The sequence below is a fragment of the Sulfitobacter sp. IGS-18 genome, from assembly GCF_059628195.1.
Window position 1 is genome coordinate 927,203 of record NZ_CM184556.1, and the last position, 11,686, is coordinate 938,888.

The following is an 11,686-nucleotide window of genomic DNA, read 5'->3' on the forward strand; positions in this document are numbered from 1 at the left end:
GTCAGGTCCTTTCGGGAAGGAAGGCCAGCGCCAGGGCGGCCAGGGGCAACAGGGCCGCGAGGGGCGGCAGGGAGGACAGAACGAAGCCTGTCGTGAGGGCAAGACCGCCAAGCCATGCGCCGATGGCATTGCCGAGGTTGAAGGCGGAAATGTTCAATGTGGCGCCAAGCGTGTCGGCCCCGGCGGGGCTGCGGGCCATCATGTGGTTCTGAAGCGGGGCAAGGGTGGCAAAGGCCAGCATGCCGAGCAGCAGCATCGCCGGGGCCGCAAGGACCGGCAGGGCAAGCGCGACGCGCAGGACGAAAAGCCCCGCGGCGAGCCCCGCCAGCACCACCGGCACCGAGGCGCCGGGCCAGCGGTCGGCAAGCCGCCCGCCCGCGACATTGCCACCGACAATCCCCAGTCCAAAGAGCAACAGGTAAAGCGCCACATGCCGCTCCGGCACGCCGGCCACCTCGGTCAGCAGCGGGGTGATATAGGTGAAGACCATGAACACCCCGGCATATCCCAGCGCCGTCATCGTCAGCGCCCGCCGCGGTGCGGGCCGCAGGAACAGCGCCAGTTGCCGCAACTTCAGCGGTGTGCCCGCATCGGTCTGCGGCACGAAGAGGGCGATGGCGGCAAGGGCCACGGCTCCGATCCCCGCAACCGCCCAGAAGGTGGCGCGCCAGCCAAAGATCTGCCCCAGCCAGGTGCCGAAGGGCAGGCCCAGAACGGTGGCCAGGGTCAGCCCGGTGAACACCGTGGCAATCGCCGAGGCCTTGCGATGCGGCGGCACGATGGCCTGTGCCACGACCGATCCGGTGCCGAAAAACGTGCCATGGGCGAAGCCGGTGATCACCCGTGCCGCCAGCACCAACCCGAAACCCGGGGCGAGGGCGCAGAGCAGGTTCCCGGCGGTAAAGATCGCCATTACCAGCACCAGAACCGCCCGATGCGGCAGACGGCTGGCGGCAATCGCCAGAACCGGCCCGCCGATGGTCACGCCAAGAGCATAGCCCGTGATCAGCAGCCCGGCCGACGGCAGGCCGACGCCGAGATCGCCTGCCACCTGCGGCAGCAGGCCCATGATGATGAATTCCGTAAGCCCGATCCCGAAGGCCCCGATCCCGAGCGCGATGAGCGGCAGCAGTCGCGCGGGTGTCTCCGCCTGCTCCACCTGTGTTGAAAAGGCCATCTGGCAGTCTCCTTGTGATGAACGTCCTGGCTCAGGGGAAACTGGCAGTGCCTGCCTTGTGAATTAATACGTCGAAGCATAACAATACCTATGCCGTGAATTCACAGGTTGTGCCGATGCGAGATACCAATCGCCTGCAGGAAATGGATGTCTTCCTTGCCGTCGTCGACGAGGGCAGCTTTTCTGCCGCTGCTCTGGCGCGCCGCATGACGCCCTCTGCGGTGTCCAAGATGATGACCCGGCTGGAACAGCGGCTTGGCGTCACATTGATGCGGCGCACCACGCGCAGCATCACCATCACCGACGAGGGGACAGCCTTTGCGCGGTCCGCCCGCGGCATCCTTGCAGCCCTTGATCAGGCCGAGCGCGAGGTCGGCTGTGGCCCGGTCGCGGGCATTGTCCGCATCGCCACCAGTGCCGCCTATGCCAACCACATCCTTGCGCCGATCCTGCCTGCCTTGCTGCGCCAGTATCCGGACCTGGAGATCGAGTTGCTGATCGGGGATGGTCTGATCGACATGGGCGGTCAGCCGGTCGATCTGGGGGTAAGGGCCGGGCCGTTGCCGGATTCGACAATGCGGGCGCAATCCCTTGGCGTCAGCGAGGTGATAACCGTCAGGGCCGCCGGTGGCCCTGACGACCCCATCGGATTTGCCTATGCCCGCCGCGACCCGATCTGGCGCGAGGCGGCATCACGGCTGAGGGCAACCGACGGCAATACCCTGGCGGCGCTGGCGGTGCATGGCAACGGCACGGCCCGCGTGGGCCGGTTCCTTGTCAGGGAAGAACTCGCGACAGGCCGCCTGCAGCTTGTGCCAGACGCACCCGTCGCCCGCGAAGAATTCCATGTCGTCTACCTCGGAAAAGCGGCAGCGCTGCCCGCCCGCGTCTCAACCGTTGTCGCGCATCTGGTCCGCAAAGGTCGGGTTGACAGATAGCCTGCGGGCGCGCTGTCCGGGCTTTGCGATCCGGATCGCGCCGCGCAACCCTCAGGACAGCGCAGCGCCATAGCCTGCGCGACGGCCGAAGACAGCGCCTGAGGTCAGGCCCGAACCGCCGGGGTAGCCTGCAAAGAAGACACCGCCGACAAGCTCGCCACAGGCGTAGAGCCCCGCAATCGGCGTTGCATCTTGGCGCATTACATTGCCGTCTTCGTTCACCTTCAACCCGCCATAGGTAAAGGTGATCCCGCCCGTCACCGGATAGGCGCGGAAGGGCGGGGTGTCGATTTTCTGGGCCCAATGCGATTTGGGCAAGGCGAGGGAAGGGGTGCCCTTGCCGTCAAGCCTGGTCGGATCGAATGGCCGGGTTTCATCGACCGCCGCATTGTAGCTTTGCAGGGTCTCCAGCGCGCCTGCACCGTCGACGCCGGTCATCTGTGCGGCCAGATCCTCCAGCGTTTCGGCCTCAACAAAATGCGCGTCGTCGAAGCGGTATTCGGCATAAAGCAGATCGAACACCTTGCTGTCGAACACCTGCCAGGCGAATTGCCCCGGCTGGTCAAGGATCGCGGCACCGTATTGCGCATAGGTATAATTGCGGAAATTCGCGCCTTCGTCGACGAAACGGTTCCCCTCGGCGTTTACCATGACCCCCAGGAAATAGCAGATTTTCCGGTAGTTCTTGCGCTCGCCCGGCGGCAGGTCGAGGTTGCCGAAATCGGCCATATGCAGGTCCATCGGGGTTGCGTGCCCGCCGCTGTAATGGCCATAGGCCTCTGCACCCGCCGCCATCGCCAGGGTCAGCCCGTCGCCGGTGTTATGCGGGGTGCCGCGCACCTTGGCCGATTTCCAGTTCGGCCCCATGTGGCGCACGCGCAGGTCTTCACTGGCCTCGAACCCGCCCGAGGCGAGGATGACGGCATCGGCCCGTATCTCTTCCTCACCAACTTTCACGCCGGTGACACGGTCGCCCTCCCGGAGCAACCCGGTCACGGCACTGTCAAAGCGGACCTTGCCCCCCAGACGGCGCACCGCCGCCAGTTCCATGTCAAACAGGCCAACGCCCTCATTCCGGGCAGCCAGGGTCAGACCGCCCCAGAACACATGCCGCCCGTCCTTTTCAAAGCTCTGGCGGCTGTAGATCGGCTCGAAGGTGACATCATGTGTTGCCAGCCATTTCATCGTCTCGCCCGATGTGGTGACCAGGCTCTGCTGCTCGGGCGAGAGGGGACGGCCATCGTTGAAGCCCAGCAGGTCCGCGCTGAACTTTTCAACCGTGTAGCTGCCGAAATCTGTGACATCCAGACGCGGATCTTCGGGATCGCGCAGAAGCGGCATCAGATCCTCCTTGCCCTGATAGGCAAAGCGCATGGCACCGGCAGTATACTTGGTGTTGCCGCCTGCCAGCGCCTCGTCCGCCTTTTCCAGCAAAAGAACCTGCGCGCCTTTTTCCAGGGCGGCAATGGCGGCGCATAGCGCTGCGTTTCCTGTTCCGACGACGATAACTGATTTCGGCATTGAATCTCACCTCGAATGGCTGCATTGTATCCGCGTGGATACAATATGAGGCAATACCGTGCAGAAGGTTGAAACGCAAGGGCTGTCCCAGGGCGAGGCGGCCTACCAGCAGCTCCACGCCGCGATCCGGTCGGGGACCTATCAACCCGGCGACCGGCTGCGCGAAGTGGACGTTGCCGAACGTCTGGCGCTGTCGCGCACACCCGTGCGGGAAGCGCTGCGCAAGCTGGAGAGTGACGGGATCGTCGAGCACCGTGCGCGGATCGGCGCCGTCATACGCACCCTGACACACCCCGAGATCGTGGAGCTTTACGAGATGCGCGTGGTGCTGGAACGCACGGCGGCAGAGATGGCGGCCAAACACGCCAGCCCGGCAGAGATCGACACGATGGTGGATATGAACGACCGGATCCTCGCGGCGCGCGACGATGCGCGCACAGCCTCCGCGATCAATCAGGACTTCCACCGGTGTATCTGCCTTGCGGCGCGAAACCGGTTCCTGCTGGCCTCGGCTCAGGCGCTGAACAATGCCCTGATGCTGCTGGGGCCCACAACGCTGGAAGATGAAGCGCGGATCAAAACGGTCTGCCAGCAGCACGGTGACATCATCGAGGCGATCCGGAGCGGTGATGCCAAGGCCGCCGGGACAGCCGCAGCACTTCACCTGGAAACCTCGCTGCGCCACAGGCTGAAGGCACAGGGCGCATGATCCGCTTCATCACCGCACTTGGCGTGGCGGCCGGTGGCGTTGCCGCCTTTCACCTTCTGGGCCTGCCCTTGCCCTGGCTGCTGGGGCCGATCCTTGCCTGCCTGATCGCCTCGCTCGCCGGGGTGCCGATGCGCGGCAACAAGATGCTGGGCGATGGCATGCGCACCATTCTGGGCGTTGCTGTCGGGGCGACCTTCACGGTCTCTTTGCTGGTATCCATGGGGGCGATGTGGCCGACACTGGTGCTGATCCCGGTGATGGTACTTGCCATCGGGGCGGTCGGCGTGCCGTATTTTCAACGGCTCTGGGGATATGATTTTCCAACCAGCTATTACAGCGCCATGCCGGGCGGATTTCAGGACATGGTGCTGTTCGGAGAAGAAGCTGGCGCAGATGTCCGCGCCCTCTCGCTGATCCATGCGACGCGGGTCATGGTCATCGTCGTTGTCCTGCCCTTCCTGCTGAGATGGGCCTGGGATGCGGACCTCAGCAATCCGCCGGGCCAGCCCGCGGCCTCGATCCCCCTGTCGCAGCTGGCCCTGATGGTCTTTTGCGGGTTTGTCGGCTGGCAGGTCGCGAAGCGGGCGGGCATGTTCGGGGCATCTATCCTGGGGCCGCTGATCCTGGCTGCGGGCTGCGCCCTGACGGGCTTGCTGCAGCACCGCCCCCCGGCAGAGGCGGTATGGGCGGCACAGTTCTTCATCGGCATGGGGGTCGGCACCAAATACGGCGGCGTGACCATGTCCGAGATCCGGACCTCCGTCACGGCGGCGCTCGGCTTTTGTGTCGTGCTGATCATTCTGACCATCATCATGGCCGAGACCATCCATCTGCTGGGCCTCGCCCCCGCGATGGAGACCATCCTCGCCTTCGCCCCCGGCGGGCAGGCCGAACTGACGGTGCTGGCCCTGATCGTTGGTGCCGATATGGCCTTTGTGGTGGCGCATCATGTGTTACGCATATTTGTTGTCATCATTGGCGCACCGCTTTTCGCGCGGTTGTTCAAGACCACGGCGACCGACCCATGACCCAAAGGAACGCTCAAAGATGACTGCAACCCTGGACACTCTCGCGCGCGACACCCGTTTGCGGGTCGCGATCAACACAGGCAATCGGGCGCTGGTGCAACAGGACGGAGACATCCTGAACGGGATCAGCCCGGCACTGGCGCGACGTCTCGCGACAGAGATCGGCGCGCAGATGGTGCCGGTGATCTATGACGGTGCGGGAAAGGTCTTTGACGATGCGGAGCATGACAAATGGGATGTGGGATTTCTTGCCATTGATGAGAAACGGGCCAGAAAGATTGCATTCACCCGGCCCTACAAGGTGATCGAGGCCACCTTTGCGGTGCGCGCCTCCTCGGACCTGACAGAGGTCGGCGAAGTGGATCGGGCAGGGCTGCGCGTGCTGACCTCCACCGGCTCCGCCTATGACATGCATCTGACCAAATCGCTGCAGCATGCCACGCTGGAACGTTCCGGCACCCCGCCCGAAAGCTTTGCCGAATTCCGCGCGGGGCGCTGCGATGCGGTTGCCGGGGTCCGTGAATCGCTGGCGGGCTTTTTCGGCGATGATCCGGCGGTGCGGATCCTGCCGGGCGTGCTGACCTCGGTGCGGCAGGCGATGGTTCTGCCACGCGCGGACCACCCGCTGATCGGCGCGCTGGACGATTTTGTCGCGCGCGCGATTGCCGATGGGTTTGTGGCCGCCGCCAGCTGAACCTGCGGGGTCAGCGCCCGGTCCAGACCGCTTCGTTGATCATGTGGATCGGTGCGCCATTGGCATAGGCGTTGATCTGTTCGAAGATATCCGTGAATTGCAGATTGAATTCGTCCTCGGTCACATAGCCGATATGGGGAGTCGCCAGGACGTTGGGATGGGTGAGAAGCGGGTCAGAGACATCCGTCAGCGGTTCGTGATCAAAGACGTCGACCGCCGCGTGAATCCGGCCCCTGGCAATCTCGGCCTCCAGCACACCCTTGCCGACCAGCCCCGAACGCGAGGTATTCACGAAAAGCGCCCTTGGCTGCATCGCGGCCAGATCCGCAGCGGTGATGATCCCGCGTGTCTCCGGTTTCAGGCGGACGTGAACGCTCACGATATCGGAGGTGGCAAAGAAGGCCTCGCGGGAAGGGGCGACAGTCTCTCCGTCCTGTGCGGCCCGCGCACGGCCCGCTTCGGAGGCCCACCATTGCACCTTCATGCCCAGTGCCCTGGCGTAACCCGCAACGGCACCTGCAATCCGGCCATAGCCGTAAAGGCCAAGGGTGCGGCCGCGCAGGGTGCGCCCGACGCCCGACTGCCAGTTTCCGGCCCTGAGCGAGGCCGCCTGCTGCGGGATCTGGCGATAGCTGGCAAGGATCAGCGCCAGCGTATGTTCCGCCGCGGCATAGGATGGCGTACCGCCGTGCATGTTCGAACAAAGCAGCACGTTGTGCGCGCTGCAGGCCTCCACGTCGATATGCGGATAGACACTGCGCTGCGAGATCAGCTTGAGCTTTGGCAAAAGCGCAAGCAGGTCCGCGCCGATGGGGGTGCGTTCGCGGAACAGCACCAGCGCCTCGGCCTCCTGCACGCGCGCAGCAAGGGCGGTGGGGTCAGGCTGATGATCGGTCCAGACCGTGACGTCGTGACCATCCAGCATCGAGAAACACGCCAGCCCGCGCAGCGTATCGAACCAATCGTCGAGGATATGAACTTTCATCGGCTTTCGACACCGGCATTCGGCGTTGGTGAGCGCGGCGTAGGCACGAAAACGGCATCATCCAGCGTTTGCAGGGTGCGGCGCACCTTTTCGCGCTCCGCCAGCAGGTGATTGAACTGCGCGTCACACCCGGAAATCGGTGTCGGATAGTTTGCGATCTCAGCGTTCAGGCTTTGGCGCGCCAGGGTCAGCTCCGACCGGGCAATCGCCAGACATTCTTCGTAGTCTTCCATCATTCTCGCCGCCCTCTTTTATTGTATACCATTGTATACCGAAATGCGCCGAGGTCAATGCCCCTTCCAGATCGCGCGGGGAACAAAGACCTCTCCGGCGGCCAGTTTGCGCGCCGTGCGCACCAGCCCGGCTGATTTCAGGTTGAAGCCCTGCGCGGTATTCTCGAAATCCACAACGACATCTATGGTGCCGCTGGCATGCTCCAGCGTGATCGTGGCGGGAGTCTCCTTCGGTATCGCGGCCAGGCCGTCGGCCACCGTGCCGGGCGTCAGCACGCATGAGGCGAGGCATTGCGCACCGGTCACCGCCATCGAGGGGTGGCATTTCCACGGCATGAAATAGCGCGTCGCAATGGTGCCGCCCTGCGTCGCCGGGGCCAGCAGCCCGAATTTCGGCGTGACGGATCTGGAAACGTCCCCCATCCCCATGCGCTTGCCCGCCTCCAGCCGCAGGGCCTCCATCCGGGCATAGAAACCGGCGTTTTCGTCCAGCTTTGCGGCCGTCTCATAGCCGGTTAGGCCGAAGTCTGCGGCCCTGGCGATGACCATCGGCATGGCCACGTCCATGCAGGTCACCTTGATCCCGTCTATCGTGTCGATCAGGTTGCCGGTCGGCAGGAATGCCCCGGTGACACCCCCAACGGTATCCATGAATTGCAACGCCACGGGGGCGGATGTTCCCGGCACGCCGTCAATCTGCACGGCACCGTCATAGCTGACCACCTTGCCGGGCGTCTGCACGATGGCGGCCACCCTTGCCCCGGTGTTGACGGCGCGGATGTTGACGGTTGTCTGACCCTCCTGCGCCTCGACCAGCCCCATTTCGATGGCGGCAGGGCCGACACCGGACAGGATATTGCCGCAGGTGGGTTTGAAATCGACCAGCCGGTCCTCGACGCCGACCTGCGCGAAAAAGTAGTCAACCTCCGCCCATTCATCATCCGAGCGCGAAAGCATCGCCACCTTCGTTGTCACGGCGGCCCCGCCGCCCACACCGTCGATGTTCAGCGGATGCCCCGAACCCACGATCGCGATCAGCGTTTCGGCCAGGGCATCAAGATCTTCGGGCAGGTCGGCGCGGTTCATATAGGGCCCGCGCGAGGTGCCGCCCCGCATGAAGACGAAAGGGATTGCGGTCTGCGTCATGTTAGTCTTCTCAGTTAAAGGGCCAGGGGAAGTTGGTGTATTCCTGCAAAAGTCCCGGCGGGAAATCACGGTTCAGCAACCACGCCATGCCGCACATGAAGGCGATCCCGGCGCCTGTGTAGATCAGGGCGTAAAGCGTACTGACACCCGCGCGGAACCTCATGAAGGCAAACAGGAACAGGCCAAGTGCCAGGATAAAGCCGAACAGCGCGGTCAGCGCCAGAAGGCCTGCAAACCACGACAGCGTCGGCCACAGCCCATGGGTCGCACTGGCGTCTTCGCCGTTCAGCTCGCGGTCGGCAAAGATCGTGTCGGTCTCGGGCTTCAGCATCATGCGGATGATCAGCGCGGCACAGCCCAGCAGACAGACCCCGGCCACGAACATCGGGAAAGTCCGGTCGCGGCTGTACTCCGGGATCGACGCCGCATCGTAGTAGGCATAGGCGATGTAGCCGGTGATGATCAGCAGGAACACGAAGGGTGCCCGCTTGGACCCGGATTGCACGTCACCCTCGGCCAGGATGTTCTTGGCCTGACGCAGCCCCAGCACGACGGAGATCACCGTGATGATCAAAAGGATGATCACAATGGGCGAGAAGATATATTCGATGCCTTCGCCAAAGCTCTTGCGGAACTGGCTTTGTGCGATCTGCACGGCCTGGTTGGCATAGGTCTCGGCCGGGCGGGCCAGCACGAAACCGATCAGGAAGGCCGGGCGCGACCAGTCAAAGCGGCGCATCATGATGCCAAGGAAACCGATGCCCAGAAGCGCCACCAGGTCCATCAGGTTCTGGCCGGACTGGAAGGCGGCAAAGCTGATGATCATGAACAGGAACGGGGCCAGCAGCGCGAACCGGATCGTCGTCAGCTTGGCAATCCCGCCCGAAGCCGCGATGCAGATGACCGTACCGACCACATTGGCCAGGGCCAGCAGCCAGACGATGGAATAGGTGATATCAAGGTTGTTCTTCAGCATGGCCGGGCCGACCTCGATCTGGCCGGAGCCCAGCAGTGCAATCGCGCCGATGAAGATCGCCATGGACCCGGACCCCGGAATCCCGAACAGCAAGGTCGGGACAAGCCCGCCGCCTTCCTTGGCGTTGTTCGAGCTTTCCGGCCCGATCACGCCACGCACTTCGCCCTTGCCGAACTGCGACTTGTCCTTGGTGGTCTGCACCGCATGGCCATAGGCGATCCAGTCAACGACAGACCCGCCAAGGCCGGGGATGACCCCCACGATCACGCCGATGATGGAACAGCGGACCGACAGCCAGATGTTGGCCCACCAGTCCCTGACACCCTCCAGCCAGCCGCCGCCAAGCTGCGGTTCGCGTGCAATGGCGCGATCCTGCCGGAGAAGCGAGATGATCTCGGGGATGGCAAAGATGCCAAGGCCGACGATGACCAGTTTCAGCCCGTCCGCCAGATAGGGGAAATCATAGGACGACATGCGCAGATCGCCTGAAGAGGCACCCTCGCCAATCGTGCCGATCAGCATGCCCAGACCGGCGGCGACGATGCCCTTGATGGCGACGCGCCCTGCAAGAATGCCGACCATCGACAGGCCGAAGATGGTGATCATCAGCAATTCAGGCGTGCGGAACTCCAGCACGATGGGCCGGGCGATCAGGATGAAGATCGTCAGGAAGCTCGCGCCGACCAGACCGCCGAACAACGATGAGGCAAAGGCGGCCGACAGCGCGCGCGCGGCCTGTCCCTTCTTGGCCATGGGAAAGCCGTCCAGCACCGTTGCCTGGCTGGCAGACGATCCCGGAATGCCCATCAGAACAGAGGCGAAAGTATCCGATGTCGGCACCACGGCCACCATCCCCACCATGAGCGCAAGCCCCAGAATCGGGTCCATCCCGAACATGAACGGCAAGAGCAGCGACAGCCCCGCGATGCCGCCCAGACCGGGAAACACCCCGATGCAAAGGCCCATCAGAACACCAAGTGTGAGGTAACCCAGTACGACGGGCTGCAGGATCAGCCCCCACGCACTGCCCAGCGCCGGCAGCGCCTCCATGATGACTTCCATGACAATTCCTCCCGATCCGCTTGGTCAAACGCCCCGCCTGCCGGCGGGGCGCTCGCAAAGCGGGTCTCAGTTCAGCGACACGCCGTATTTTTCCTGCAGCCAGTTCTGGATGAAGGCCTTGGCCTCGGGTGTGACCTTGGTGGCGCTGGCAAGCGCCTTTTGCGCAGGCACGCCGGTCATCTGGGGGTATTTGCCCAGACGCTTTTCCGAAATCGCAGCGAAATCGGGACGCGCCTTGATGGCCTCGAAGGCGGCGGTATAGGTCGCAATCGCCGCTTCGGAGGCACCATTGGGCAGGAAGACCATCTTCTGCGCCGGGAAACCGGCGATGAAGAACGCTTTCCAGGCATCCCAGCTCTCGCCGGAGGTTTCGCAGCCCTCGGTGGCTTCGCAGACTTCCTTGAAGGTCGGGATGTCGGGGAAGGTCGGATCGCGCACGATGTTGCCATCGTCATCCAGCGCGCCCCAAGTCATCATCGGCACGGCTGTGCCCGCCTCGACCAGCGGCGTCACGCCGGACAGGTAAGACGAGGACGTCTGATAGTCGATGTTGGCTTCGCCCCGCTCAAACATCAGGCGGCCATCGCCACGGCCCTTGATGCCCATGACGCTTTCGACATTCAGGCCCAGCATTTCCCAGGCCAGTGTCGGCACGAGGTCAAGGCGCGTGGCACCCTGGTTGCCATAGATGAAATCGACTTCCTTGAGGGCGCTGGCGTCCATGCCGTCCATCTTCGCCGCCAGGTCGGGCGGCAGATAGGCGACACCGCCGGTCCCCGAGGCCAGGACAACGTTCCAGTCGGCATAGTCGAACTTGACGCGCGGATCACCCAGCAGGAACGGGAATTGTGTGGAGCCGCTGGAGCCGAAGATGGTGGTGCCGTCCTCAAAGGTCTGCGACTGGAAATAATTCGCACCCTTGGTCGAACCGGCACCGGGCATGAACTTCACGACCACCGTGGGCTGACCCGGCAGCGCCTCGGACAGAAGCGGGGCGTAGAAGTTGGCCCATTTGGCCGAGCCGCCGGTTTCCGAGAACGGGATGATCCATTCGACGGTCTTGCCCGCCATATCCATGGTTTGGCCTTCGGCATGTGCCTTGACCGAGAATGTTGCAGCGGCAGCGGCGACGAGACCAACGGCCACGCGACGCGTGGTTTTGAAAGTGGACATATCTTCCTCCCTTGAATGTAGTCCCGATAGTAAGGGACCAAATT

The 11,686-nt window shown here is 63.7% G+C and carries 11 protein-coding genes; 4 read left to right on the forward strand and 7 right to left on the reverse strand.

Annotation, left to right across the window (positions count from 1 at the left end):
• Position 1 precedes the first annotated feature (1 nt).
• Positions 2-1,177 (reverse strand): MFS transporter, encoded by a 1,176-nt coding sequence (locus tag ACWNZ3_RS04525; RefSeq protein ID WP_496901356.1) that lies wholly within the window; start codon positions 1,175-1,177, stop codon positions 2-4.
• A gap of 116 nt (positions 1,178-1,293) precedes the next feature.
• Here ACWNZ3_RS04525 and ACWNZ3_RS04530 point away from each other — a divergent pair, with 116 nt between their 5' ends.
• Positions 1,294-2,115 (forward strand): LysR family transcriptional regulator, encoded by an 822-nt coding sequence (locus tag ACWNZ3_RS04530; RefSeq protein WP_496901357.1) that lies wholly within the window; start codon positions 1,294-1,296, stop codon positions 2,113-2,115.
• Between the two features lie 51 nt (positions 2,116-2,166).
• On the opposite strand, the gene tcuA is transcribed toward ACWNZ3_RS04530, so the two are convergent.
• Positions 2,167-3,636 carry an FAD-dependent tricarballylate dehydrogenase TcuA gene (tcuA, locus tag ACWNZ3_RS04535; RefSeq protein WP_496901358.1) on the reverse strand — a complete coding sequence of 490 codons (1,470 nt, stop codon included), beginning with the start codon at positions 3,634-3,636 and terminating at the stop codon, positions 2,167-2,169.
• A gap of 58 nt (positions 3,637-3,694) precedes the next feature.
• Between tcuA and ACWNZ3_RS04540 the strand changes: the two genes are divergently transcribed.
• From ACWNZ3_RS04540 to ACWNZ3_RS04550, 3 genes are read left to right on the forward strand one after another with little or no spacing between them, the layout of a single operon-like run.
• Positions 3,695-4,345 carry a GntR family transcriptional regulator gene (locus ACWNZ3_RS04540; protein ID WP_496901359.1) on the forward strand — a complete coding sequence of 217 codons (651 nt, stop codon included), beginning with the start codon at positions 3,695-3,697 and terminating at the stop codon, positions 4,343-4,345.
• On the forward strand, positions 4,342-5,373 hold the full coding sequence (locus tag ACWNZ3_RS04545) for an AbrB family transcriptional regulator (RefSeq protein WP_496901361.1): 1,032 nt from the start codon (positions 4,342-4,344) through the stop codon (positions 5,371-5,373). The genes ACWNZ3_RS04540 and ACWNZ3_RS04545 overlap by 4 nt, the downstream gene beginning before the upstream one ends.
• Positions 5,374-5,392: 19 nt before the next feature.
• A complete protein-coding gene (locus ACWNZ3_RS04550) occupies positions 5,393-6,067 on the forward strand; it encodes a transporter substrate-binding domain-containing protein (protein ID WP_496901362.1) in 675 nt (224 codons plus the stop codon).
• 10 nt (positions 6,068-6,077) lie between these two features.
• Here the strand turns inward: ACWNZ3_RS04550 and ACWNZ3_RS04555 are convergent, their stop codons facing one another.
• The 5 genes from ACWNZ3_RS04555 to ACWNZ3_RS04575 all read right to left on the reverse strand — a co-directional run bounded on the left by ACWNZ3_RS04555 (position 6,078) and on the right by ACWNZ3_RS04575 (position 11,642).
• On the reverse strand, positions 6,078-7,052 hold the full coding sequence (locus ACWNZ3_RS04555) for a D-2-hydroxyacid dehydrogenase family protein (RefSeq protein ID WP_496901363.1): 975 nt from the start codon (positions 7,050-7,052) through the stop codon (positions 6,078-6,080).
• A complete protein-coding gene (locus ACWNZ3_RS04560; RefSeq protein WP_274574328.1) occupies positions 7,049-7,288 on the reverse strand; it encodes a hypothetical protein in 240 nt (79 codons plus the stop codon). Before ACWNZ3_RS04560 ends, ACWNZ3_RS04555 begins: the two co-directional genes overlap by 4 nt.
• Before the next feature lie 51 nt (positions 7,289-7,339).
• Positions 7,340-8,431 (reverse strand): 4-oxalomesaconate tautomerase, encoded by a 1,092-nt coding sequence (locus ACWNZ3_RS04565; RefSeq protein ID WP_496901364.1) that lies wholly within the window; start codon positions 8,429-8,431, stop codon positions 7,340-7,342.
• 10 nt (positions 8,432-8,441) lie between these two features.
• Positions 8,442-10,469: a tripartite tricarboxylate transporter permease gene (locus tag ACWNZ3_RS04570; protein WP_496901365.1), complete on the reverse strand. Its 2,028-nt coding sequence runs from the start codon at positions 10,467-10,469 to the stop codon at positions 8,442-8,444.
• Positions 10,470-10,535: 66 nt separating this feature from the next.
• Positions 10,536-11,642, reverse strand: coding sequence for a tricarboxylate transporter (locus tag ACWNZ3_RS04575; RefSeq protein ID WP_274574331.1), 1,107 nt, complete (start codon positions 11,640-11,642; stop codon positions 10,536-10,538).
• Between the last annotated feature and the right edge of the window lie 44 nt (positions 11,643-11,686).